General features: G+C 42.5%; 21 protein-coding genes and 2 pseudogenes. 11 read left to right on the forward strand and 12 right to left on the reverse strand.

Features of this window, described 5'->3' with window-relative positions; genetic code table 11:
- Nucleotides 1-497: 497 nt before the first annotated feature.
- Together ANSO36C_RS29555 and ANSO36C_RS29560 are read left to right on the forward strand one after the other, a co-directional pair.
- Entirely contained in the window at nucleotides 498-4,757 is a 4,260-nt protein-coding gene (locus tag ANSO36C_RS29555) for a PAS domain-containing hybrid sensor histidine kinase/response regulator (protein ID WP_251957656.1), read from the forward strand.
- A pseudogene (locus ANSO36C_RS29560) lies at nucleotides 4,754-5,725 on the forward strand (diguanylate cyclase domain-containing protein). The gene ANSO36C_RS29555 and the pseudogene ANSO36C_RS29560 overlap by 4 nt, the downstream one beginning before the upstream one ends.
- A 446-nt stretch (nucleotides 5,726-6,171) precedes the next feature.
- Here ANSO36C_RS29560 and ANSO36C_RS29565 read toward each other — a convergent pair.
- The 3 genes from ANSO36C_RS29565 to ANSO36C_RS29575 form a co-directional block, all read right to left on the reverse strand.
- The gene (locus ANSO36C_RS29565) at nucleotides 6,172-6,633 is read right to left on the reverse strand and encodes a GNAT family N-acetyltransferase (RefSeq protein ID WP_251957657.1); all 462 of its coding nucleotides are present in this window, start codon (nucleotides 6,631-6,633) and stop codon (nucleotides 6,172-6,174) included.
- An 8-nt stretch (nucleotides 6,634-6,641) separates the two neighbouring features.
- Nucleotides 6,642-7,028 (reverse strand): SMU1112c/YaeR family gloxylase I-like metalloprotein, encoded by a 387-nt coding sequence (gene gloA2, locus ANSO36C_RS29570; protein ID WP_251957658.1) that lies wholly within the window; start codon nucleotides 7,026-7,028, stop codon nucleotides 6,642-6,644.
- Between the two features lie 360 nt (nucleotides 7,029-7,388).
- The gene (locus tag ANSO36C_RS29575; protein ID WP_251957659.1) at nucleotides 7,389-8,078 is read right to left on the reverse strand and encodes a Crp/Fnr family transcriptional regulator; all 690 of its coding nucleotides are present in this window, start codon (nucleotides 8,076-8,078) and stop codon (nucleotides 7,389-7,391) included.
- Between the two features lie 433 nt (nucleotides 8,079-8,511).
- Between ANSO36C_RS29575 and ANSO36C_RS29580 the strand changes: the two genes are divergently transcribed.
- Entirely contained in the window at nucleotides 8,512-9,135 is a 624-nt protein-coding gene (locus tag ANSO36C_RS29580) for a chemotaxis protein CheB (RefSeq protein WP_251957660.1), read from the forward strand.
- A gap of 610 nt (nucleotides 9,136-9,745) precedes the next feature.
- Here ANSO36C_RS29580 and ANSO36C_RS29585 read toward each other — a convergent pair.
- The 6 genes and pseudogenes from ANSO36C_RS29585 to ANSO36C_RS29605 all read right to left on the reverse strand — a co-directional run.
- A pseudogene (locus tag ANSO36C_RS29585) lies at nucleotides 9,746-10,006 on the reverse strand (hypothetical protein); the annotation flags it as partial.
- Nucleotides 9,997-10,179 carry a PIN domain-containing protein gene (locus tag ANSO36C_RS34585; RefSeq protein ID WP_323374624.1) on the reverse strand — a complete coding sequence of 61 codons (183 nt, stop codon included), beginning with the start codon at nucleotides 10,177-10,179 and terminating at the stop codon, nucleotides 9,997-9,999. The gene ANSO36C_RS34585 and the pseudogene ANSO36C_RS29585, both read right to left, overlap by 10 nt.
- Entirely contained in the window at nucleotides 10,098-10,397 is a 300-nt protein-coding gene (locus tag ANSO36C_RS29590) for a type II toxin-antitoxin system VapC family toxin (RefSeq protein ID WP_251957661.1), read from the reverse strand. The genes ANSO36C_RS34585 and ANSO36C_RS29590 overlap by 82 nt, the downstream gene beginning before the upstream one ends.
- On the reverse strand, nucleotides 10,394-10,618 hold the full coding sequence (locus tag ANSO36C_RS29595; RefSeq protein WP_251957662.1) for a hypothetical protein: 225 nt from the start codon (nucleotides 10,616-10,618) through the stop codon (nucleotides 10,394-10,396). Before ANSO36C_RS29595 ends, ANSO36C_RS29590 begins: the two co-directional genes overlap by 4 nt.
- Nucleotides 10,619-10,787: 169 nt before the next feature.
- Nucleotides 10,788-12,089, reverse strand: a complete 1,302-nt coding sequence (locus ANSO36C_RS29600; RefSeq protein ID WP_251957663.1) for a vWA domain-containing protein — start codon at nucleotides 12,087-12,089, stop codon at nucleotides 10,788-10,790.
- Complete coding sequence (locus ANSO36C_RS29605; protein WP_251957664.1) at nucleotides 12,086-13,342, reverse strand: vWA domain-containing protein; 1,257 nt, start codon at nucleotides 13,340-13,342, stop codon at nucleotides 12,086-12,088. The genes ANSO36C_RS29600 and ANSO36C_RS29605 overlap by 4 nt, the downstream gene beginning before the upstream one ends.
- A 237-nt stretch (nucleotides 13,343-13,579) precedes the next feature.
- Between ANSO36C_RS29605 and ANSO36C_RS29610 the strand changes: the two genes are divergently transcribed.
- The 3 genes from ANSO36C_RS29610 to ANSO36C_RS29620 all read left to right on the forward strand — a co-directional run bounded on the left by ANSO36C_RS29610 (nucleotide 13,580) and on the right by ANSO36C_RS29620 (nucleotide 15,847).
- Complete coding sequence (locus ANSO36C_RS29610; RefSeq protein WP_251957665.1) at nucleotides 13,580-14,242, forward strand: ATP-dependent Clp protease proteolytic subunit; 663 nt, start codon at nucleotides 13,580-13,582, stop codon at nucleotides 14,240-14,242.
- 106 nt (nucleotides 14,243-14,348) lie between these two features.
- Nucleotides 14,349-14,960, forward strand: coding sequence for an ATP-dependent Clp protease proteolytic subunit (locus ANSO36C_RS29615; RefSeq protein ID WP_251957666.1), 612 nt, complete (start codon nucleotides 14,349-14,351; stop codon nucleotides 14,958-14,960).
- Nucleotides 14,961-15,223: 263 nt separating this feature from the next.
- Nucleotides 15,224-15,847 carry a J domain-containing protein gene (locus ANSO36C_RS29620; protein WP_251957667.1) on the forward strand — a complete coding sequence of 208 codons (624 nt, stop codon included), beginning with the start codon at nucleotides 15,224-15,226 and terminating at the stop codon, nucleotides 15,845-15,847.
- A gap of 147 nt (nucleotides 15,848-15,994) precedes the next feature.
- On the opposite strand, the gene ANSO36C_RS29625 is transcribed toward ANSO36C_RS29620, so the two are convergent.
- Nucleotides 15,995-17,194, reverse strand: coding sequence for an aminotransferase-like domain-containing protein (locus ANSO36C_RS29625; protein ID WP_251957668.1), 1,200 nt, complete (start codon nucleotides 17,192-17,194; stop codon nucleotides 15,995-15,997).
- Between the two features lie 134 nt (nucleotides 17,195-17,328).
- Between ANSO36C_RS29625 and ANSO36C_RS29630 the strand changes: the two genes are divergently transcribed.
- The 3 genes from ANSO36C_RS29630 (at nucleotide 17,329) to ANSO36C_RS29640 (ending at nucleotide 21,860) form a co-directional block, all read left to right on the forward strand.
- Nucleotides 17,329-18,120: a basic amino acid ABC transporter substrate-binding protein gene (locus tag ANSO36C_RS29630; protein ID WP_323374535.1), complete on the forward strand. Its 792-nt coding sequence runs from the start codon at nucleotides 17,329-17,331 to the stop codon at nucleotides 18,118-18,120.
- A gap of 288 nt (nucleotides 18,121-18,408) precedes the next feature.
- Nucleotides 18,409-20,382, forward strand: a complete 1,974-nt coding sequence (locus ANSO36C_RS29635) for a serine/threonine phosphatase (RefSeq protein ID WP_251957669.1) — start codon at nucleotides 18,409-18,411, stop codon at nucleotides 20,380-20,382.
- A 194-nt stretch (nucleotides 20,383-20,576) separates the two neighbouring features.
- On the forward strand, nucleotides 20,577-21,860 hold the full coding sequence (locus ANSO36C_RS29640; RefSeq protein ID WP_251960476.1) for a protein kinase domain-containing protein: 1,284 nt from the start codon (nucleotides 20,577-20,579) through the stop codon (nucleotides 21,858-21,860).
- Between the two features lie 72 nt (nucleotides 21,861-21,932).
- Here ANSO36C_RS29640 and ANSO36C_RS29645 read toward each other — a convergent pair whose 3' ends face one another.
- Nucleotides 21,933-22,151, reverse strand: coding sequence for a DUF4327 family protein (locus ANSO36C_RS29645; protein ID WP_251957670.1), 219 nt, complete (start codon nucleotides 22,149-22,151; stop codon nucleotides 21,933-21,935).
- A 391-nt stretch (nucleotides 22,152-22,542) separates the two neighbouring features.
- Between ANSO36C_RS29645 and ANSO36C_RS29650 the strand changes: the two genes are divergently transcribed.
- Nucleotides 22,543-22,830: a hypothetical protein gene (locus ANSO36C_RS29650; protein WP_251957671.1), complete on the forward strand. Its 288-nt coding sequence runs from the start codon at nucleotides 22,543-22,545 to the stop codon at nucleotides 22,828-22,830.
- Nucleotides 22,808-23,134: a helix-turn-helix domain-containing protein gene (locus tag ANSO36C_RS29655; protein ID WP_251957672.1), complete on the forward strand. Its 327-nt coding sequence runs from the start codon at nucleotides 22,808-22,810 to the stop codon at nucleotides 23,132-23,134. The genes ANSO36C_RS29650 and ANSO36C_RS29655 overlap by 23 nt, the downstream gene beginning before the upstream one ends.
- Before the next feature lie 218 nt (nucleotides 23,135-23,352).
- On the opposite strand, the gene ANSO36C_RS29660 is transcribed toward ANSO36C_RS29655, so the two are convergent.
- A complete protein-coding gene (locus ANSO36C_RS29660) occupies nucleotides 23,353-25,566 on the reverse strand; it encodes an O-linked N-acetylglucosamine transferase, SPINDLY family protein (protein WP_251957673.1) in 2,214 nt (737 codons plus the stop codon).
- Nucleotides 25,567-25,585: the final 19 nt, after the last annotated feature.

Raw genomic sequence — 25,585 nt, forward strand, 5'->3', positions numbered from 1 at the left:
CGGTAATTATAATCATAATTTATGAGAAGAATTCAGAACTCAGGAGTCAGAAAAAAGCCATGAATTCTGTACGAGTGGGTGATAGCGCCGGCGGCAAGCGATTCCTCGAACGTCGCGTCTGAATATTGGTTAAAACCGTACTTCGTCCCGCTACGCGCTTTCGCCCCTGGTGGGCGAAACTAAAATAAATATTTTTCGTAATCAAAACTCTATCCCGCAAGTGGGGTAGAGTATTCTAAATTCTGAGTGAGCATCCCAATTTTGCAAATTTACCAAATTAGAACTAGTCATTACGCTCGCAATGACAAAATATGTTTTTATACATTTGGGATGCTCCCAATTCTGACTCCCGGTTTATTAAGTTTTTTTGCCAATATTGTATACAAATATTTTACTCAAAAATAAATTACGTGATTGCCCCATTGTTATTAATATTTTAGATTACTTAAAAGTAAAAGTTAGGACGATACGTCCTAAAAGTGCTGGAGGTTTAATAAGTGGTTAAACATCACCAATATGACTGGTTAAAAACTGTAATATTTTCCCGCCAAAGAGAATTTCTAGCGCTATTGTTGGGGATTCTCTTCTCAATCTCTGTAGTCCTATTCTGCCAGAGACTTTTAATCCCAAATCCGGGGTTATCAACACAAGTAGTATTGATTGTAGGGTTATTAGTTATCGATGCCCTAATATTATCAATCTATTTTGCCCTAGCGATGAAAGTAAGCAACCAACAGATAACAGCAATAAATCAGGATTTAACCCACAAAATTGTTGAACAAAAACAGGTAGAAATTGCTCTTTGTGCCAGTGAAAATCGTTGGCGACAGTTGTTGGAAACGGTCAAAGTCATCCCTTGGGAATTAGACTTGAAGACTCAGCGATTTATCTATGTTGGGCCGCAAGCAGTAGACTTGTTAAATTATGCGATCGCAGAGTGGTACGAAGAAAATTTTTGGGTTAATCATCTACATCCAGATGACCGAGAAAAGTCTGTTCGTTTTTGCCAAGAAGCAACTGCTAGGTGCGAGAATCACGAATTGGAATACCGGATGTTAGCAGCCCATGGGCGAGTTGTTTGGCTGCGAGACATTGTTAGTGTAGTTCAAGAAGCAGGAACTCCGGTCATGCTCAGGGGGTTTATGTTTGACATTACTGATTTGAAACTGGTTGAAGAAACCTTAAGACTGCGGGAGAGGGCACTTGCTGCTACCGGTAATGGAATCGTTATTGCCGATGCCAGGCTTGCTTCCCATCCCGTTATTTACGTCAACCATGCCTTTGAGCAAATAACAGGCTACAGTGCTACTGAAATAATTGGCCAAAACTGTAGATTTTTGCAACGCACAGATACCCAGCAACCAGTACTCAATGAATTGCGGTCATCTATTAAAGCTGGAACTAGTTGCAAAGTTGTTCTCCGCAACTATCGCAAAGACGGTACATTATTCTGGAATGAATTGAGTATTTCTCCTATTCATGACGAGAACGGCAAGTTAAGTCATTTCATCGGCATTCAGGCAGATATTAGCGATGTCTACGACGAGCTTCGCTTACATAAGCTTGCCGAAGCTCGTCTGCGTCGGCAAGCCCTCACCTTTGAAAATATGCATGATGGCGTAATTATCACAGATTTAACTGGAAATATTATTGATTGGAATCCTGCTGCCGAAAGTATGTATGGTTATAGCAAAGCAGAGGTTTTAGCTCAAAATCCCAGTATTTTGCTACAGCCGGAAGTAGCCGCAATCTTAAGCACCAAAATTAACAAAACAATCAACCAGCAAGGACGCTGGTCAGGGGAAATAAACTTTATTCGCAAAGATGGTAGTGAGGGAATTTCTGAAACAACCATAGTCGCTTTACAAGATGAACAGGGAGAAACTGTTGCCACTGTTGGCATCAATCACGACATTACCGAAAACAAACGAGCTAAAGAGGCTCTACAACGGCAATTGCATCGAACCTTACTACTTGAACAAATTACTCAAGAAATCCGTCAAAGTCTCGATACCAGCAAAATCTTTGAGACAGCTGCTACCCAAATTGGACAAGCATTTGGAGCTGAACGCTGTCTGATCCACTCTTACATTAACTACCCTACACCCCGAATTCCTCTAGTAGCAGAGTATAGTACACTCCCTATTTATTGCTCCAGCTTGAAATTGGAAATTCCCATGACCAATAATCCTCATGCCGAGCAGATGATGACCAAAGAAAGTGCGATCGCTTCTCCAAATGTGTATGTTGATCCTTTACTCCAGAAGGCTGAACTTATCTGCCGAGAAATTGGGCTGAAGTCTATGCTATCAATCCGCACCTCTTATCAAGGAGAACCCAATGGTGCGATCGGCTTACACCAGTGTAGCTATTTTCGCCAGTGGACACAAGACGAAATTGAATTATTAGAAGCAGTAGCGGCTCAACTAGGTATTGCTCTAGCACAAGCTCACTTACTGGAAAAAGAAACGCGCCAACGTGAAGAACTTACCTTGAAAAATTTTGCCTTGGAGCAGGCAAAACGTCAGGCAGAAGCCGCAAATCGGGCAAAGAGTGAGTTTTTGGCGATGATGAGCCACGAAATTCGGACTCCGATGAATGCTGTTATTGCTATGACAGGTCTATTGCTAGATACTGACCTCACGCCTCAACAGCAAGACTTTGTGGAAACAGTTCGCAATAGCGGCGATGCTTTGCTCATCATCATCAACGATATTCTTGATTTCTCCAAAATTGAGTCGGGCAAACTGGAATTAGAAGAGCAACCTTTTGATTTGAGAGCTTGTGTTGAGCAGGCTATTTCCTTTTTAGCTCCTAAAGCTGCCCAAAAGGATATCGAGCTAGTTTACCAAATCCAACCCCAAGTTCCCACTCACATCATCGGCGATTTGACTCGTCTGCGCCAAGTCTTAATGAATCTCCTCAACAATGCCATTAAGTTTACCGAGAACGGAGAAGTGGTACTCTCTGTAGAACTAGTTATAAGAGCTAATGGGCAATTGAATCAAGAAACTTCTGCCCAATCCCTAGCCCCTCTTAGAAAAGAACAATTTCTCTACGAAATTCAATTTGCTATCAAAGATACAGGTATTGGCATCGCACCAGAGAAAATAGAGCGGTTATTTCAACCCTTCACTCAGGCTGATGTCTCCATGACTCGACGATATGGTGGCACTGGGCTGGGACTAGTTATCTGCAAACGGCTCAGTAAGATGATGGGCGGCACTCTTTGGGTAGAAAGTCAGGGGTTTATCGGTGGTAATCCTAGCCCTAGATGGGAAAATGAAAAATTATTATCGACGAAGGTAGGAGAAATGCCCTCTGCCTCCAGCTATGTCCAGAAAAAGCAAGGGTTTAAGACTCCCACTGAACTCTCATTTAGGGCTGCCAAATCATCTGAAGTTGAATCCCCAAGTGAAAAGCTCCTGCTGCATTCTTCAACTCTTGATTCTTCCCAAGGTTCAACATTCTACTTCACCATTACGACCAAAGTAGCTGCTCAGTCAGAAAAAGCTGAATTAAGCACTTCGCTAGTCCAGCTTGTGTCCAAACGAATTTTGATTGTCGATGACAATTTTACCAACCGTCAAATTCTTAGTTTGCAAGCAGAGTCTTGGAAGATGGAAACTTATACTGCTAAATCTGGTAAAGAAGCTTTAGCTGTACTTGCTCAGGGAACACAGTTTGATATTGCCATTTTAGATATGCAGATGCCAGAAATGGATGGCATTACCCTAGCTCGTCAAATCCGCAAGCAATCTGGCTGTCAAAATCTGCCTTTGGTGATTATGACCTCTTTCGGTAAAGTAGAAACTTCGTCTGAGTTTAATGATGTCCAGTTTGCTGCCTCATTGAGTAAACCCATCAAACAGTCTCAACTCTATGAAGTTATTAGCCGTATTTTGGGAAATCAGGCAATCCCAGCCAGTATTGCTCATTTTCCCGTGGTTGATCGGAATTTAGCCCATCGACTGCCATTGCGGATTCTTCTGGCAGAGGATACGGTTGTTAATCAAAAAGTTGCTCTCCTGATGCTAAAGAAAATGGGTTATGGGGCAGATGTTGTAACTAATGGGCTAGAAGTGCTTAAGGCTTTGCAAAGACAGCCATTCGACGTAGTGTTGATGGATGTCAATATGCCTGAAATGGATGGATTAGAAGCAACTCGGAGAATCTGTCAAGAGTGGGGAGTGGGTTTTCGCCCCCATATCATCGCTATAACTGCCAATGCAATGCGGGGCGATCGCGAAGTTTGTCTTGCTGCTGGCATGGATGACTATCTTAGCAAACCTATTCAGCTTAAAGAGTTAGCCCAGGCACTCAGCAAATGCCCTCCCCAAAGAAGCTCTGAATTCACTTCTGGCAGAAAACAAGGTAAACTGATCTGCCAAGAATTACAAAGCAGCAAAATTGATGCCAAAATTCTCCAATCCTTGCGGGATATCGTCAAAGGAGATCGTGTGGTATTTGCTGAATTTATTAGATGTTATCTTACTGAGACAGACAGACTGATGCAAAATATTAGTACAGCTATCACAACTCAGGATATTCAAGCTATATGGAAGACAGCGCACCAACTCAAGTCCAGCAGTGCTTCTATTGGAGCGATCGCCTTGGCGCAGATTTGCAGGGTGTTAGAAGCACAGGGAAGCAACAATAAATTAGAAAACAGCCTAGAATTGCTTTCACAACTATATCAGGAATATGAACAAGTTAAAACTGCCTTAGAAAAAGAACTTGCGAAGGAATTACCATGAAAGCCACTGCTCAAGAAAGCCAATCTTTAGTTCTAATTGTTGATGATGAACCTTTTATTCGTCTGATACTACGGCATTTCTTGGAGCGGGAAGGTTATCAAATAGCAGAGGCTCAAAACGGCATAGAGGCAATAAAAGCTTTTAACCAACTGCATCCTGATATAATACTCCTTGATGCCATAATGCCGGATATGGATGGGTTCGAGTTTTGCACTCAGTTAGAACTTCTTGATTGTAACAAGCACACTCCAGTTTTAATGATTACAGGACTTGAAGATCAAGAGTCAGTTGACCGTGCATTTGCAGTGGGGGCAATAGACTATGTTACCAAACCAATTCACTGACCAGTTTTGCGACAACGGGTAAAACGCTTGATTCAGCAATCTCAGTTACAGCAAAAACTGGAAACTGTGAATCTGGAATTGCAGCGATTAGTTACAATCGATGGATTAACTCAAGTAGCGAACCGCCGACGGTTTGAAGAATATTTTAACCAAGAGTGGCAGCGAATGAAACGTGATCAACAGTCTCTCTCACTGATTCTTTGCGATGTTGATTTCTTTAAATTATATAATGATACTTATGGTCATCGGATAGGCGATCGCTGTCTTCACGAAATTGCTCAAGCCATCAAAGATATTATTAAACGTCCCGGAGACTTAGTTGCCCGTTATGGTGGGGAAGAATTTGCTGTGATTTTACCTAACACAGATACCGACGGAGCAACTCATGTTGCCGACAATATTTGCCATGCTGTCCGCACACTTGCAATTCCTCATATAAATTCCGAAGTTAACCCTTATGTAACCATTAGTGCCGGGTTCACGACAGAAATTCCTCAGCCAGATTCTGACTTGGAAGAAATGATTGCCGCAGCAGATCGGGCGTTGTATCAAGCAAAGGCAACAGGACGCGATCGCTTTGTGCAAAATATTTTACTACCCAAACAGAAAACTTCCCATATTTAAACCCTATTTTCAACATATCGACTTATATTTATTCATTTTTGCAGTAAGTAAAAAGAACCAGATTATAGTACATGGGTAGGGGCACAGCCTAGGGCATTGACTATGTGCCTTTTTAGAAGTTAACAAATCATGCAAAATATGTGTAGTCACAAGAGAGATTTTGCCCTGACACAAAAATAGTATGAGTCAACAGCCTAGGTACAGCCATGTTCCCTACGATTATCTGTACCTCACGCCTGTTGCAATCTGCTGTATTTGAATCAAGCTCAAGCCAAAAATCACGATTGCTGCTACTTTTTAGGAATACAAAATCCCCGCATAGATATGACTAAACGATTAGTTATTCATGGTATCAATGTACTGTTTTTTTGATGGATACCCTCATTTCTCTAACTCATAAAAAAATGGGCGAACCGGGAGTAATAATTTGCAGATATTATCAACATTCACAAATATTTTTCCATTACATAGTTTTGAAACCAAACTCCCCGCCGTTCTACTTGCTGTTCTCTGACTACGCTAAATCTCCTCTTTGCAAAAAATGGCTTTGCAGTAATACTTGCTTCTGTATATAGTCGTTGAATCCCTTGTAATTTCGCAGTACTTTCTATATGAATTAAGAGTTTTGAACCAATCCCTTTCCCTTGGTATTTACTATGACAATAAAAACAATCAATGTGACCATCAGCTTCTAATTCTGCGAACCCAACTATCTCACTATTATTTTCTGCAATGTAAGGAAGCTTGGCTTGTAATCTTTTGTGCCAAACTTCATAATCCATATTTTCGGGTGCCCAAGCATCAACTTGTTCTTGAGTGTAATCGCAAATATTGATTTCATGAACTGTATTATAAAATAGCTTCATGATTAGCTTAGTATCAGACAGCTTATATTCTCTAATAATCATCCTGAACATTAATTTTCATAAATCTCTAATGGCAAATTATCAGGGTCTTTAAAGAAAGTAAATTTTTTATTTGTAATTTCATCAACTCTGATATTTTCTACCTCTACCCCTTTCGATTTTAAATAAAAAACAGTTTTCTCAACATCATCAACTTGAAAAGCAAGATGTCTTAAACCACAAGCCTCTGGTTTACTAGCTCGTTCTGGAGGATTTGGGAAAGAGAATAGCTCTATTTGAGCATTTTCTCCGACTCGTAAATCTAATTTATAAGAGTTTCTTTCGGCGCGAAAAGTTTCTTGAATAATCGAAAAGCCTAAAGTTTCGACATAAAATGTTTTGGAGCGATCGTAGTCAGAACAAATAATCGCTACATGATGAATACCAGTAGTTTTCATGTGTATATCTTAAGCTAACAACCATTTACCTGTAGCACTTTTAGCAGATTTTTGCTAGTTTTTGCAAAATAAGGGCTTTAGCAAAGTGCTACTCTGGAAAATGCAGACCTTGATGCCATCAGCCTTAAAGACGCTGATTTACGTAGAGCAATATTTATGACTGTAGATTCAGATCAGAACTGCTACATTTTGGTATGAAGAAATATAGTTGTTGAGCCGAAAGCAAGCGATGTCTACGACGGGCTATGACCCTCGCGGACTCGCTACCGCTACGCTATCGGCGTATCGGTAGCTTTACTCAGCAAGAATCTTTCAACAGCTTACTGGTGATGCTGGCTTATTAGTTAGTTAAATATAACCTTAATTGCCGTTAAGCAAACGCTTAAACTCCCCTCTGACAACTTGGTAACACTCGCAGGTGATATCTTCTACACCTGAGCGGTCAAGGATAGTCATTTGTCCGCGAACATATTCGATTAGCCCCGCCCTTTGAAGAATAGAAGCAGTAAGGCTAACAGTGGAGCGATTCACACCTAGCATTTTGCTGAGAAATTCTTGAGTCATTGCAAAAGTGTCTGTCTCTACTCGATCAGCGGTCATCAGCAGCCAACGGCACATTCGCTGTTCTATTGAGTGCAGGCGGTTACACGCAGCTGATTGGGCGATTTGATTAAACAGCGCTTGCGTGTATCTTTGTAGTATATCGTACAACGGACTAGTTACGGTGACATGAGTTTTAAATGCATCTACTCTCATCCTCAAGCCAGAGCCACAGACTTGTATAAAACACTCGCCTGGAACTTTTTCGGCTCCCAGGAATACTGGAAGACCCACCATTCCTTCATTGCCCACCGTAGCCACTTCGATTGCCGAACCATCCGTCATAACGGTGAGCATAGAGGCTACGCCATAGTTGAGGAAATAGACGTACTTAATTGGTTGGTTACGTAAATAAAGTTCTTGCTTTAACTCTAGGGGGACAACCTCCATATAAGCAACAAGACGAGAGTATTCCTCAGATGGTAGGGCAGCTAGAAGTTGGTTTTTCACAAGTGCATAATACTTGAAACACAGATAGCAAAAGGCTCTTTAAGCCAGTCTTATCTGTATTAAATAAACGATAGCAATCAAGAACCTCTGGCAAAAGCTCTATCTTTTGTAAATCGTTTATGTTAGCTGACTTACATACTATAATAATTATATGTTAACTAGCTAACATTTAATTATAACTTGTTAAAAAGAGGCAGGGGGCAGGGGGAGAAACCCCATCCATGAATAGAGGGGCAAGAAAACGGACGTAGTATTTCGAGACACTACGTGTCTCGAAATACATTTTTTTGTTCTCCATCCATAAATTCCGGTGGCTCTGAAACCATGAAGGCAGGGGAAGAAGAATAAATCTTTCCCCCTGCCTCTTCGGTCAGACTGCTACAGCAGTAATTAGACGATCGCTACTGAGCGCTAAACATTCGCAAAGAAGAAAATGGCGTTACAACAACGGCACCGAATTCTGTCACACTTCCCCAATATTGCTTATAACATAGTGGCGATCGGAGCTTCTGCGGGCGGGCAAAAGCCAATCATCCAAATTTTGTCGGCAATACCCGCAGATTTCCCAGCAGCGATTATTATAGTTCAGCACATGAATCCTGTCTACCCTAGTCGTCTGGCACATATCCTCAGCCGCCACACAGCATTGCGGGTAGAACAGGCAAAATCAGGCGAAATAGTGCGTCCAGGGACAATTTACACTTATGTTCCAAATCAGCACTTAGTAGTCGGTGCTAACGGTCAGCTGTCTCTATTAGAGTCGCCAAAGATGAACTTTGTTCGTCCCTCAGTGGATAAACTATTCATGTCGGTAGGACTTAATTACAGAATGCGGGCGATCGCTGTTGTCCTAAGTGGGTTTGGCAGAGATGGTGCTTTAGGAGTGATGGCAATCAAAAAGTATGGCGGCATGACGATTGCTCAAGATGAAAGTACTTCGGAGTACTTCGATATGCCAAAAGCTGCTATTGACACCGGGAAAGTAGATTTCGTTCTGACTCCAGAAGCGATTGCCAAGAGCTTGTGCAGCCTAGTAATGACGGAATTAGTAGCATAAGGGGTAATTTATTAATTAAATAGGCAGTTTTGGCTGCTGTTTGCAGCATTGTGGCTGCACCAGTGCGTAGACGCGTAGCGGCTTGTCGTAAGACATCGCCTTGTTGCAATTTCGCCTCGGCTAATTGAGTTTGACGATACTTCGCTGAGTTCATCAGAAGACAAATTTAACTTAAATTCATATTCAATCAGCAGAAAGCCATATTACTTTCTCAAAACTTCATATTCAATAAGCAAAAAGGCATATTGCTTACTCAAAATGGCATTTTACTTTCTCAAACCCCAGTTTGCTTTCTCATTTTGGTGTTTTCCGCAAGCAAAAAGAGATATTGCTTTCTCAAACTCCAGTTTGCTTTCTCATTTTGGTGTTTTCCGCAAGCAAAAGGAGATATTGCTTTCTCAAACTGGGGTTTGCTTTCTCATTTTGGTGTTTTCCGCAAGCAAAAGGAGATATTGCTTTCTCAAACCCCAGTTTGCTTGTTTATTTAAGTAATTTCCGCATTCATTTTGGTATATCGTTAAGCCGTTAGCTTGCGATGCCTGCGGCGGGGGTAGCTATCGCTTCATTGCGCGAAACTTTCACACCGTTAATCAGCAAGACTGAATTTTTATTATTCTTGTAAAACAGTCTTTGATACAATCCTAGTTTTCTTGAGGTCTGCTTCGGAAAGTTCTTCTCCAGTTTGCAAGCGAGTGGCGGAAGTTTGCAACACTGTCGCCGCCCCTTTATCTCCAATTTGTAAAGCGGTTTTAGCAGCTGTTTGTAGCATCTTGGCTGCACCAGTGCGTAGACGCGTAGCGGCTTGTCGTAAGACATCGCCTTGTTGCAATTTCGCTTCGGCTAACTGAGTTTGGCGATACTTTACTTGAGCTTAAGGTCAGGAATTACCTGAATCAGTCCAGTCTGGAAGGCTTTGTCGTAGGTGATGACAAGTAAACTTTCGAGTTCAGCCTGAGCCATGATCATGCGATCAAAGGGATCTCGGTGGGCGATCGGTAGGCTTCCTGCTCTGAGCGCATGTGTTGTGGTGATGGCAAGTTCGATAAATTAGCCTGATGCAATATCTGTGAATATTGTTCAACAAGTTGTTTGGCTTCGGGTAGTTTACCCATACGGTATTTGGTGGCAATTTCCCAAGCAGAAGCACTGCTGACAATAATCCGATGATCTGGGTTGCGAATGATGTCTCGGCAGTCAGTGTGGAGTTTTGGATCGTCAAAGAGCCACCACAGTAGAATATGAGTGTCGATGAGGTAGCTCATTCCCATTGCTGAAGTTCTTCTTCTGGCAGTGGTTCAAAGAAAGCATCGCCTAGTTGTCCTTTCAATAAACCAGGGGTGCGCGGTTCGACTTCGCTCACCGCAAGAGGTTGTTTATGTTCTTGACTTAAACCTAGCCGAAAGTAGTGAATTAAGTCATAAAGTTCTGCTAGTTTGTCTTCAGGGATGTCTTGCAATTCTTGGACAATCTTCTGGATCAGCATAAGTCAAACTCTTCGGTGGTTGTTAATCAATAAGTTAGGAATATGCGACTACTTTGTTGCTCAATTGAGGAATAAAATATTTTTTCTCGCTTTGCGCGGCAGTCGCTTCAAGTCGGGAAACCCGCCCAACGCGCTGCCTTGCCTTGGCGCGAAACTTTTATACCCTTAATCAGCAACACTGGATTTTTACTATTCCTGTTAAAACGGTTTTTGATGCAATTCTAGTTTTCTTCAAGTCTGCTTCCGAAAGTTCTTCTCCAGCTTGCAAGCGAGTGGCGGAAGTTTGCAACACTGTCGCCGCCCCTTTATCTCCTATTTGTAAAGCAGTTTTAGCAGCCGTTTGTAGCATCGTTGCTGCACCAGTGCGATCGCCTTGTTGCAATTTCGCCTCAGCTAACTGGGTTTGCCGATACTTCGCTAATGCTAAAATGGACTGTTGCACCTGGGGATTAGATGCCGGTTGATACGCCCGCACTACATCTGCATACACCGGCATCAACGGCGAAAGCAAACCTTCTTCGTTAACCAATGGGTCATCATAACGAATTTGCAGATGAGCGATCGCTTGCTTCCCTTCTGGCAATTGTCCCAGATAAATGTTCGCCAAAACTACCCGTTCTACATCTTGCATCAAATCTCCCAAACGGACAGCAAAGCTACCATCAGCTTCGGGTTCCACTGGTATCTCGATTGTATCTGGGGCAACTTGGGCAATGGGTTTCAGTTCTGCTAGTCGGACATTAGGTACTAAAGATAACAGCAGGTAGGCATTAGTTAGCCCAATCGACTGAATCCGGCCAAACAGTCGGCTAAATTGCTCCACAGCTTGTTCAGGGCGTTCAATATGAGCTAAAGTTCCACCACCGACATCGGCAATTTTTTCTAGCAAATCTTGATTCCAGCTATTGCCAAATCCGAAAGTGTTGATAGTTAGGTTCAGCTTGGCAGCCTTTTGCGCCAGTTTCAGACAGCGCTTGTTGTCATCTCGCCCAATATCCCACTTCCAAATCCGCAAACCGCTTTCACCATGTCCATCCGTCAGCAGAAACGCCTGGGAAACAGCGCCTCTTGTACCCTTCATCAATTCTGTAATTCCCAGTTCTAAACCATCAGCGATCGCAGTGCCGCCGCTAGCAGTCAGTTTGCTTTTAATTTGAGATTTGATGCTTTCGGGGTCTTCGATGGCTTGGTTAGGGATAATGACTTCCGCAGTACCGGAAAAAGCCACAACTGAAATGCGATCGCCTACTTTCAAACGATCAATTAATCCTTCCACTGCCTGAATCACCGTTTTAATCGGGTGTCCATGCATGGAACCACTTTTATCCAAAATCAAGCAGAGGTTAAGGGGGAGATTTTGATCGGACTCACCAGCGATAGCTGAAATCGTTATTGCTAGTTGACGTTGGCTACTTGTTTGAGCCACATCAACATTATTGTCATTTAACGCCGAGAGCAATTTAACTTTCATTGAGGAGGAGTATCTTGCAAAACTGTTTTGGAGACAATTCTGGTTTTCTTGCGATCGCTTTCCGATAAATCTCCACCAGATTGTAGCTGGGTAGCAGAAGTTTGCAACACCGTCGCCGCCCCAGTATCTCCCATTTGCAAAGCAGTTTTCGCAGCCGTTTGTAACATCGTTGCTGCACCACTGCGATCGCCCTGTTGTAATTTAGTCTCGGCTAGCTGGGTTTGGCGATACTTAGCTAATGCCAAAATAGAGTGTTGCACCTGGGGATTCGGGTCTGCTTGATAGTTTTTCACTACATGGGCGTAAACGGGGATATTTGGTGTAACTAAACCTACCTTGTTAGCGGCTGGGTCATCGTAGCGGACTTGCATATTAGCGATCGCTTGTTCACCTGCTGGCAATTGTCCCAAATAAATATTAGCTAAGATTACCCGTTCTGCATCTTTCATTAAATCTCCCAATCGCACAGCGAAACGTCCATCAGCTTCTTGTTGCAGTGGTAACTCGATTGTGTCTGGGGAAACTTGGGCCACAGGTTTGAGTTCTGCTAGGCGGACATTGGGCATCAAGGAGAATAACAGATAAGCGTTAGTCAATCCCACGGTTTGAATACGGCTGAACAGGCGATTAAACTCTTCCTCTGCCTGTTCGGGTTTTTGAATATAAGATAAAGTACCTAAGCCAGCATCGGAAATTTTTTCTAAAACATCTTGGTTCCAGTTGTCACCAAATCCCAAAGTATTCAAAGTCAAATTATAGCTAGCAGCCAATTGGGCGAATTTCAAACAGCGATTATTATCACCGTGTTCATTTTCCCCGTCGGTTAATAAAAAAGCTTGGGAAACAGTATCTTTCTTCCCCTTCGCCAACTCCTCAATCCCCAAGCGCAATCCTTCATCAATCGCAGTTCCACCATCGGCGGCTAGGCGATTAATTTGCTGTTTAATTTTCTCTGGATTTTCAATCACTTGACTGGGTACTAAGACTTTTGCGCGGTGATCAAAAACTACAACACTGAGGCGATCGCCAGGATTGAGCCTATCTACCAAACGAATCGCTGCTTTTTTCACCGTTTCTAGCGATCGCCCATTCATCGAACCACTATGATCGAGAATTAAGCACAAATTCAGGGGTACATGGCGGTCTTGAGTCTCTGCGATCGCTGAAATCGAAATTCCCAACTGACGTTGACTATTCAGTTGATTCGCGTCCAAATTACCATCATTCAAGGCAGGCTGCAAGCTAACCTTCATAAATCAAAGTCCTTATTCAGGATTACATATTAATAAATAACTTCAAAGCACCACTTTAGCTCTACGGAAAACCTATCCAAAACAAATACACTAATATAATCAGAATATCTTAGAAGCCAAGCATTGGCAGATGCGAAGCCACCTTCAGCATTAGGGAGAAATCCGCACCTTGAGGAAGGCTGGCATCGCGCTAGGATGTATTACAGTTAACGGCATAGTTTCAGGCGATCAGTTGCTATGGACATTTCCCCAATCAAAGCTGTTCAAGCCCCATATTACGGCGATAGCTCTTACCGGACACCACCGCCAGATTTACCTTCCCTCTTATTGAAGGAGCGAATCGTCTATATTGGGATGCCACTGGTACCTGCTGTCACGGAATTAATCGTGGCCGAATTGCTGTTTTTGCAATCCGACGACCCCGAAAAACCGATTAAAATCTATATCAATTCCACCGGCACTTCCGGTTATAGTGGCGAACCCATTGGCTTTGAAACCGAAGCCTTCGCCATCTTTGACACCATGAAATATATCAAGCCTCCTATCCACACCATCTGCGTCGGTTCCGCGATGGGTATGGCAGCGATGCTTCTCAGTGCTGGTACAAAAGGTTGCCGCGCTAGTTTGCCTCACTCCTCGATTATCCTGCATCAGCCCAAGAGCTACGCCCAAGGTCAAGCAACGGATATTCAAATTCGCGCCAGGGAAGTTTTGGTAAATAAAGGGGCGTTAGTTGATATTTTACATCGCACCACTGGACAGCCTCCAGAAAAAATTACTAAAGACATGGATCGGTTGTTATATTTAACACCCTACGAAGCTAAGGAATATGGACTGATTGACCGAGTTTTTGAGAAAGAAGAACTCGCAAATCCCCCACTCCCTGCCAGTGTTCTTTAATTTGTCATTCGTCCTTTGTCCTTTGTTAATAACCAAAAATTATTAATGACCAATGACCAATGACCAATGACTAATGACTAATGACTAATTAAAAACGGAGTAAATTATGCCTATAGGCGTTCCTAAAGTTCCTTACCGGATGCCCGGTGGACAATATACAGATTGGATTAGTATCTACGATCGCCTTTACCGGGAACGGATTATTTTCTTGGGGCGAGATATTGATGATGAAATCGCCAATCAAATCATCGCTGTAATGCTGTATCTGGATTCAGACGATCCAGGTAAAGATATTTATATATACATCAATTCCCCCGGTGGAATGGTTACATCTGGCATGGCTATTTTTGACACCATGCAACATATCAAATCAGATGTAGTGACTATTTGCGTAGGTTTAGCTGCTTCAATGGGATCTTTTTTGCTAGCGGCTGGCACTAAAGGCAAACGGCTAGCATTGCCTCACTCACGGATTATGATTCACCAGCCTTCAGGTGGAACCCGTGGACAAGCAACCGATATCGAAATTGAAGCTAAAGAGATTCTGCGAATTCGTCACCAGCTCAATGGCATTTATGCCGATAAAACCGGTCAGACCATAGAAAAAATTGAAAAAGATATGGATCGTGACTTTTTCATGTCTGCTCAAGAGGCTAAGGAATACGGTTTAATTGACCGTGTGATTGAAGAACGAACCTCTGTAATTACTGGGGAATAGGAAGGCAGAGGGGCAGAGGAGCAGAGGAGCAGGGGAAGCAGGGAAAGAATAATTAATTGCCCCATTCCCAATGCCCCATTCCCAATGCCCCATGCCCAATGCCCCATGCCCAATGCCCCATGCCCAATGCCCCATGCCCTTTTATAAACAAACTGTCAACATTGAACTTTAAAATAGCAAATTAGCCCTTATTATTAATAGTTCAGGCTTAAAGCAGATAGCTAATAGCCTCTAGCTGGATATTCGATAGCTCATAGCTCAAGATGGATCTTGGAGATTGCTACCGTTTATTGGGTTTAAGGTCGGGAGCTTCTTTTGCTGACATCAAAGCGTCTTATCGACGATTGGCGCAGCAATATCATCCCGATATCAACCCCGATGACAACAAAGCCAAAGATAAGTTTATTGCGTTGACAGAGGCGTACAAACTCCTGCTGACGGTGGTACTGCCAGAGGAAACTGTTGCACATTCAAGTCATGTGTCAACATCTAGAGATGATGATGCCAAGGCAACGCAACGGCAAAAAACACCAGTAACAACGGTGACAAGCCAAGAATCAGGGAAACCAAAGCCGCCGAATCTGTTGGAAATAGAAGAACGGCTGAAGTGGAAGACTTATGAGCAATTGCAGCGATTTTTGCAAGAAAGACGATTTCCGCAAGCGATCGCCCTGGCGGAAGCTTTAGCAGATCGTTTATCAACAGATGCAGAAGTTCGCCAATGGCTAGCGATCGCTTATCAAATTTGGGGACGGGCGCTAATCTCCGAAAAACAACTACTCAAAGCCAGAATTTATCTCAAAAAAGCTTTGAAAACAGACCCACATAATAAAAGTCTCTGGTATGAAGTCCAGCGCGATTTCCAACGCTTAGAACAAATTTTTTAAAGATTACAAAATTTTAAATCTTGTTTCCAGGTCTAAGAAGGAAATGCTTTTCGTTGCAGTTCTGTGGCTTAGAAGGAAGGCTCCCGCCTTCCTTCTAAGCCATTCCCAGCCAGAGACTGGGAACGAGATAGAATTACGAATTACGAATTACCCCCATCCGCGCAACACTGCTCCCAAAAGAGCAATTCCCTCAAGAATCTTCTCGGTTGTTTGAAAGCTAAAAGCTAACCTGATGGCATCATCTCCCTGTCCATTGGCATAGCAGCGAGTCCCTGGCAGAAAACTGACCCCATGTTCATTGGCAGCAGTTAGGAGTGCTTGAGCGCTAATATTTGGTGGCAATTTACACCAAACGAAAAAGCCCCCACCTGGTCGCAAAGCAACGACATCACTAGGAAACTCGTGTGCGATCGCTTCTAACAACAAATTACACTTATGGTTGTAATAGGCGATTAGCTCCTGAATGTGATAGTCTAATTTGCCTGTAGCACAGTAGCGGGCGACCACATGGCTGACAAATGGCCCCACAGGCCCCTCACTTTTGAACATTGCCAAGCGCTCAATAATCGCTGGATCGCCACAAGCCCAGCCTAGCCGGATACCAGGGGCAATAATTTTCGAGAAGGTACTCACGTATAAAACCCACCCTTCCTTGTCAAGGCTTGCCAAGGAGGGCACAGTTTCACCTTGGAAGCGCAAATCGCCATAAGCATCGTCTTCCACCACCAAAACGCCATACTCAGCCGCTAACCCTAACAGCTTTTGGCGGCGAAATAACGGCATAGTAGCGCCTGTGGGATTATGAAAAGTGGGGATAGTGTAAATAAACCGGGGTCGAATGCCTTGTTTCTTGAAATCGCTCAAAGTTTCTTCTAGAGCATCTACATCCATTCCCATCTCATCTACAGGAATGGTAATTACGCGTGCGCCAGCTTGGACAAATCTACTCACTACTCCCAAAAAGGTTGGGCCTTCGACAATTACGACATCACCAGGTTCAACAAATACATCTGGTAGCAAGCCGAGAATCTGACCAGAACCATAGCCAATGATCAGGCGATCGCGATCAGCAGTGATTCCTTTAGCCTGCAAGCGGAGGATAATTTGCTCATACAATTGGGCTGAAGGTGGGCCATAGTTGAGAGCGATCGGAGCCTCTTTTGCTAGCACAGCAGCACTTGCAGCAGCTAAATCAGCATGGGGAAAGAGAATTGGGTCAGCTAGACCATAAGCAAAGCTGACGCTGATGATTTTGGTTAACTCTGTACCATAAGTTGGTGGTGCGATATTTCTAGCTCGTTCGGCGAACAAATCAGTAATTCGATAAGCAGAAGTGGTAGAAGCCATAAGGAATTCAAAATTGGAAGTCAGAATAGAGAACACACAAAAAGGCAATTAGTGAAAAAGCATACGTATGTATTATTTCTTATAACATCATGACAAGTATTGTAAATATTAATCACTAGAACAAAATTACTATAGTGAAATTAATTAACTTCAAGTGGGAGCAGCTAATTCTCAGCTTAGGCTTCCTGCTATTGATTATTGGCTGTCAGAGTTTATATCCCACTATTAACCCAGATGCTAAATCTCTCAAGGTGGCCACAGACCCCACCTTTGTCCCTTTTGAATTTCAAAAGGCTGACGGTAAGTTAGAAGGTTTTGATATTGATTTGATGAATGCGATTGCAAAGGTAGCAGGTTTTGCAGTCCAGTTTGAAAGTCTGCCTTTTGATGGCATGATATCGACTTTGCAAGCTAAAAGAGTTGATGCAGCAATTAGCGGAATCACTATTACCGCCGAACGCCGGAAAACAATTGCTTTTTCCCGACCTTATTTTAAAGCCGGACTTGCGATCGCAGTCCGCGAAGACAACCAAAATATTAAAGATTTCAATAGTCTCAAAGGTAAAAAAATTGCTGTCCAAATTGGTTCAACTGGGGCCGATTTTGCCAAAACCATCCCCAACGCCAAAATTAGTACTTTTAATTCTGGGCCAGAATTTTTCCAAGACTTGCTCAATGGCAACGTTGATGCTGTGGTTAGCGATGCTTTTGCTACCTTGTATGCGATTAAAAATGGCAAACTCCAAGGCATCAGAGTTGTTGCCGACCTTCTGACTGAAGAATACTACGGAATTGCTACGCCCAAGGATTCCCCCCATCTAGATGAAATTAACAGAGGTATAGCGACTTTGTTATCCAATGGCACTTACAAGCAAATTTATCAAAAATGGTTTAACGCTGAACCTCCACAATTGCCAGACTCTTAACAATTGGGCATTGGGGGGGGAGAGGTGACAGGTGACAGGTTAGAGAAAATAATCTGTCACCTGTCACCCGTAACCTATTCCCTTCTTTATTCCCCATTTATAAAGAATTCGCTGCCAATATATTAAATATTGATCGAATATGCGTCACAATTAATACTGCCACCAAAATTAATTGATAAACTACAATTTCTATGTAGGTCTACTTTAGTCAGGGATAGCCAATTGTGGCGACCTTGGATCTTATAGTGGCTAGAAGCACCTTGGAACGGGAATAGAGGAACTTCCACTATGCTGATTTGCCCTCAGTGTAAATTTGAAAACCCCAATAGCAATAAATTCTGTCAAAGCTGTGGCACATCCCTGACTCACAAGGTCTGTCCTGAATGCAGTACTGATGATGTCCCTGTGAATGCACTAAGTTGTTATAACTGTGGCACGGAATGTGGAACAGTGTTTTGGGCAATTATTACTAAAGAAACAACTGGGGAAGCTTTAGGAGATCAAGAAGATTTGGGAGATAAGGAAGCAATATCTTCCTCATCTCCTCTATCCCCAACTCAGATTCTATTAGGCTCCTATTTAGACTCCCAAGAGCGCTATCAATTGTTAGATCCGCTACCTACCCAAACGGAAACTGCCACCATTACTGATGTGGGTGTGAGAGTTTTAGACTGCCAGCCATATCAAATATCACCCATTGAGGCAGTGCTAGCAAGTCAGGAATCAGATTTGCTAACCCCATCAGTGGAAGCAAGGGGAATTCCTCACCTTGCTAAACTTTATATTGCCTTACAATCCCAAGGTGAGCGGGGTATACCGCCGATTCACGATGCATGGCAACAGGGTGATATACAGGTAGTCATCATCGAAGATCGCTCGGATTGGCAGCATTTAGTCGACCTATGGCAAGAAGAAACAACGAGTTCGTTAAAAATTTTACACTGGTGTTATGAAATGGCCCAACTTTGGGCAGTGTTGGAACCAGTAAATTGTCGTCAAAGCCTTTTAGATTTGTCGAATTTGCGATTGGATGAGGATCAAACACTAGCGCTACAAAGGTTGTATGTAGAATCATCGAATTCTCAGGTTGCCACTGAGTTGCCAGAAGATGCCCAAGCCGAAACATCTGCCATTCCAGAGGAAGCATTAACTATCCAAGCTTTGGGGCGGGTTTGGCAAGCGCTATTTCGGCAGTCTCAACGCACTCAATTTGGCTCTGTAGTCCAAATGTTGGGGGATTTAGAGGTAGGTAAGATTGAGACGATCGCACATTTGCGATCGCGTTTAGAGGAAATCTCTATTGAACTGGAAGCGTTAGCAACCGCAACTTTGCCCCCAGTAAAGGAGGAAAATACTGCTGTGTCCACTATCCCGCAATCAGATGAGCCAGAAGATATCATTAGCAAAGCTGATGATATGCCAACTGTTGTGCTAGCGATGCAGTTAAGTAGTTTGGAAGATGCGGGACGCACAGATGTGGGTCGTCAACGTCATCATAACGAAGACTACTTTGGCATTGAAACCAAAAGTAATAAACTGGAATTTCCCAAAAGTCGAGTTCTGCAAGGGCATGGTTTGTATATTCTCTGTGATGGTATGGGTGGACACGCTGGCGGCGAGATAGCCAGTGAGTTGGCAGTTAACACCCTACGGCAATACTTTCAAGAACACTGGATTACAAACCAACTGCCAACAGAAGATAGTATTCGTGAAGCAGTGTATTTAGCTAATGAGGCGATTTACAAACTTAACCAACAAGATGCCCGTTCTGGAGTAGGGCGTATGGGTACAACTCTGGTAATGCTGTTAATTCAAGATACTCAAGCAGCATTTGCTCATGTAGGAGATAGCCGTCTCTATCGTTTGACGCGCAAGCAGGGGCTAGAACAAGTCACAGTAGATCACGAAGTTGGGCAACGGGAAATTATGCGAGGAGTGGAAGCAAGCATCGCTTATGCCCGCCCAGACGCCTACCAACTAACCCAAGCTTTAGGGCCTCGTGATGACAACGCGATTAATCCCGATGTCGGCTTTTTCGAGATCAATGAAGATACTCTTTTGCTGTTGGTATCGGACGGTCTATCAGATAATGATTTAATAGAAACCCATTGGCAGACTCACTTAGAACCCTTACTTAGTTCTGGTGCTAACTTAGAACGGGGCGTTACAGATTTAATTGAGTTAGCCAATCAACACAATGGTCATGACAACATTACTGGTATACTAATTCGGGCAAAAGTACGCCCAAATTTGGAAAGTTGAAAAGAAATGGGCATGGGGCATAGAGCATGGGTAATAAGAAGAAAGAACAATCTCTAATTCCCAATTGACAAATCCGCAAATTAACCTCAAAGCTTTATAAATCATGGGTCAAAACCTAATTTACGGATAAGTTTAATGCCCAATGCCCAATGCCCAATGCCCAATCCCAGATCATTTACCTTGTAGGTTGTATTGTGGTTAGTCTGACCCTGTTAGAACCGCAACAGAAAACGCCCCTCCAGCAGTGGTGCTTTGAGAACTCCTCCATAATTCGGATTGGTCGAGCGGCAGATAATCACGTTGTTTTAACTGATAGTTTAGTTTCGCGGCATCATCTAGAACTTCGACAAGTCGGTTCTGCTAGCAATGGCGGTACTTGGCAGCTGATTAGTCAGGGTACAAATGGGACTTTTCTCAACGGTATTCTTGTAATTCAGAGTCCGTTGCCAGATAATTCTCTGTTGCAACTGGCGCAGGGAGGCCCAATACTGCAATTCCAAATTCAGGATGTAACAGTACTGGAAACTAGTGTGCGATCGCCACAAATGCCGGGGACAGAAGAAAATGCTGTTGAGACATTCTACTCAGCAAAATATCTGGCAAATTCATCTTACACTTGCACGCATGAAGGTAACTCGCCAAATAATTTATTCTGCATCCACTGCGGTCAACCTCTCTCAGTGCAACAGAAGATTCGACATTATCAGGTGTTGCGAACTCTTGGACAAGGAGGGATGGGTACTACCTATCTCGCTTGGGATGCAGCTGGTCAGATTGTGGGTATGCCCAAAGTGCTGGTATTGAAGGAAATGAATGCCGATATGGCAAAAATTGCCAAAGCTCAAGAGTTATTTGAGCGGGAGGCGCATACTCTCAAATCCCTTAACCATCCGGGAATTCCCAAGTATTACGATTTCTTTGTAGAAGATGGCAAGAAATACTTGGCAATGGAATTAATCCAGGGACAAGATTTAGAGAAACGTGTCTATACCACTGGCCCAGTGACACCAAGCCAGGCGATCGCTTGGATGATTCAAATTTGTGATATTTTAGAATATCTTCATAGCCAAGAGCCTCCACTAATTCACCGCGATATTAAACCCGCCAACTTAATGGTGCGAAGTTCACTAAATCGCATAGTAGTACTTGATTTTGGCGCTGTTAAAGAGATTGGTACAGCGCCCGGTACTAGAATTGGTGCAGAAGGTTACTGCGCCCCCGAACAAGAACGAGGACAACCTTTGACTCAATCTGATTTATATGCAATTGGGCCAACATTGATTTTTTTGCTCACAGGCGAAAACCCTTTCAAGTATTACCGCCAACGGGGGCGAAACTTCAGGTTTGATGTGGCAAAAGTTCCCACCATTAGTTCCCAATTAAGAGATGTGATTGACCACGTTACAGAACCATTGCCACGCGATCGCTATCAAACTGCAAAGGAATTAGCTGCGGCGTTAGCTGGTTGCCAAGTTTAGGGAGTGGGGAGTGGGGAGTGGTGAATATTAAAAATTCCTATTCCCTATTCCCTACTCCCTATTCCCTATTCCCTATTCCTCATCCCAAGTTTCTACAGCTAGCAATTCACTAACTGGGTCTTGCATACTAAAGCCAAAGTCTTGCAGTTCCTGTTTCCAGTGCTGCCATTCATTACCGTAGAGCAAAGCGATTTTCCAGATGCTATCGCTTGGCTTGATAATGTTCGATTCTATGAGTGATTGCACGTTGCGCTGCAATTTCACCATCGGGTGAATCACTTTTTGAGTCATAACCTCGATTGAATTCTGATTTTGTTGGTAAATACTTGATTAAAACTGCTTCCCATTCTGCAATTGTTGACGGGTCGTAGAGTGGGGTAATTTGGTAAAGCTAGTCTCAACTTTCTAACCATACCATAACAAACTCTACTAAGTTAGTACTAAATTCGGTTTTGTACGGTAATTACTACCACAAAACCCCAATTTTACTAAGCAGAGTAGAAATGTCTGCTGTTGTTCATTATAAACGTTATTTAGGATATCGCAAACATCTGGCATTAGGTAGATTCATCGTAAATCTTTATATAATCTTAATATTTTGCTTAGTAAATAACATCTTATTGACCCGTTAGAAGTTGGTTTACCAATCGTCATAAGAAATGGAAACTCATTCCGTTCTTTGATGGGATCAGCACTTTTGCGAGAACTTCAGGTAAGCGATCTAATTACGGGCAGTGAAGAATCTTATATACAGCTAGCGATCGCACAAGCCAAAGCAGAAGCTCTTCCATCCTGCCATGTAGATACAGCGCTTCCCGCTATTATGCAATACAGTTTTTCTTATTGCCTCTCTCCTAACATAGCTTTTAGCTTTGAGGATGTACCTCATAGCTGCCGGAAGTGCTGTAGCTTAAGTTTAAGGACGCAGTGGCAACGGAAAAACAATAATGACACAGGAACCAGTTTTTGAAGAAAGCAGTGGCAACGTATTCGCTGACCTGGGTTTGTCGAATGCTTCAGAACTTTTTACGCGGGGCAAAATAGGGATTGAGGTACTCCGCCTCCTCTCTCAACGCAACTTGAAACAGCGCGAAATTAGCGAACTTCTTGGCATTCCTCAACCAGAAGTATCTCTTTTGATGAAAGGAGAGTTTCAACGGTTCAGCGAAGGCAAACTCCTCATTTTCCTCAAGCGACTCGATACGGAAATCACCTTGCATCTTCGCCCTCGTCATGCGTCGGGCCAATCTGCTGAAACTGTGATATCGCTATAGGGCAAAACCTGCCTATACAAGTTAAAAATTTTGCTTTTTCCTCAGTCCACAAAGGTGGACTTTGCTTGTGTAGTAGTAAATTACATATCGCTTCTCATTTGGATGCAATACGCTCTAACCTCTCTCCAAACCTCTATTTTAAAACGAAAGAGGCTTTGAATCTTACTCCCCTTCCCTTGTAGGGAAGGGGCTGGGGGTTAGGTCTACATTCCATGTGATTAAGAACCGCTATATTTCTGCCACATCTGTTGATAGGCATTCTCCATTTCACGGGCAAATTTCTTACCATTCCACAGAGGTGATGTTTGCCTTGACTGTCGCAGTTTCCAAGCAATTTGCTGCCTTAATACAGCATCTTTACCCAAGCGGATACCCCACTGGATATACTCTTCATCAGTCCAGGCGATGCCTTCTGTAATTCCTGCATTCATCATCATGGTGTAACTATTACGAGCGGCAAATTGCTCTCCAACTCTAGTTACTAAGGGAATACCCATCCAAAGGGTTTCTAAGGTTGTAGTAGCTCCGTTGTAGGGATATGTATCTAATACAACATCAGCAATGGTTAAATTTGCTCTGTGGACAGTTTCAGAGGGATCTTGAGGCAAAAATCGCAGTCTGGAACACTCTACACCCTCTTCTTCAGCTATTTTGTAGAAAAACTCTTTAATTGCTTCTTCTTCTGCGTCACCTTTAATCAAGAAGTAGCTATTTGGGACTTCTTTGATTATTTTCATTTGCCATTTTGTGGTTTCAGGATGACGTTTATATCCTCGTTGAGCGCTGAGATAGATTACAGCATCGCTAGGAATATCTAACTCGTCTCGACGTAGTGTAGGTACACCTACTTCAAAGCCATCAACAGCTATATAAGTATGGGGTAATCGCCAAATTTTCTCTGTATAATAATCCTGGGCTGAATCTGGTAATACATAAGGATCAGCGATGAAGTAATCAATTGCAGGTATACCTGATGCATCCCAACCCAGCCAAGTTACTTGAATTGGTGCTGGCTTGAGTGCCATCACTTCACTGCTAATATCTAAGGTGATGCTATCTAGGTCTACTAAAATATCTATTTCATCTTCATATATTTGTTCAGCAATTTCAAAGGCATTAATTCCTAACTTTCGAGCCTTATAGGATTGATCTACATACCATTCTTGTAAAAAATCATCTACTAGTTTATAGCTAACTGAGTAGTTATAAATTTCAAATTTATCTCGATTATGATGCTGTATTAGCCAGCGAGCTAGCCAGCCTACAGAATGTCTTCTTAAGGCATAAGATACATATCCGATTTTTAAGGGTTTGGTAGAAATTCCTGATCTTTGATTATTTATAATTCGCTGTGAGTAACGCGCTGTTTCTTCACGAGCTATAGCTTGAATATTATTCTGGAATATCTGCGCTATTTGATTATGAATTTTTCTAAACTCGGCTGGACTGTCTTTAATATGTGGTAATGCAAAGGATGGGGTAAGTAGACGTAGAGTTCTCACTTCATCTACTGCAAGTGGCTGTGCTTTGATAAATTCTTGCAGCACACATTCTAACTCTTGGCTAGTTGAGCATATTTCTTGCCAATATCCGCCAGCAGTCATCAACCCACGTAACACCAAATGAATAGCAAAAATTTTATCAGCTAGTTTTTTTGATAGAGAATAACACAATTTAGCTTTTTCTATTCCCAATGCATAGTTTTTAGAATCTTGATAAAAAATAGCTAAATGTCGTAAGGTTTCTAGTTCTTCTGGATCTAAGCGCAAATATAACTCTAAAATCTGCGCTGCTACTTTAGGCTGCTTGAATGTATGACCAATTTTAATTGCCGCAGGTAGAAGTATGTTGAAGCCTTGCTGTGGATTGGCAAAGTAAAATAAACAAGCTTCTACTAAGTCTAGATATGATGGATGTAAAGGTTGAGTTTCAAGAACTTTTTGTAAGACTTGGTTTAATAATTCTGAATTTAAATCTAAAATTTCTCTAGAGTTTAATAATAGGATAATTCCAGACTCATTTAATTGTGTGCCATCAAAATTATCTAGTTTGATAGACAGTTGAATAATCTCTAACAAATTATTGATATCAGAGGGATTAATTTCTCGGATATGCTGACGGATTAGCCAGGATATAGAAAATTCTTCGAGATATTCTCGTCGTTCTGCCTCTACTTGTAAAACTTTAATTAATTCTGTTGTGTGAAGTTGAATTTTTTCTTCTTCAATTTCTGCTATTACTAGCATCCAAGTCATTTGTGCTTCTGTTTCTTGCCCTTGCAACAGTAGGGTTAGCCCCAAATGCCAGTAATTGGAGATTATTTCAGGTTCAGCAGTAATTGCTTTTTCATATAGATATGCTGCTTGAGCATATTCACCTGCAATTAAATGTTGATAAGCTTCAGCCTGGAAATTCGTGATATTAGTAATCATGAGTAGTTAAGTAAGTGGG

The sequence above is a fragment of the Nostoc cf. commune SO-36 genome, from assembly GCF_023734775.1.
GTDB lineage: Bacteria > Cyanobacteriota > Cyanobacteriia > Cyanobacteriales > Nostocaceae > Nostoc > Nostoc commune_A.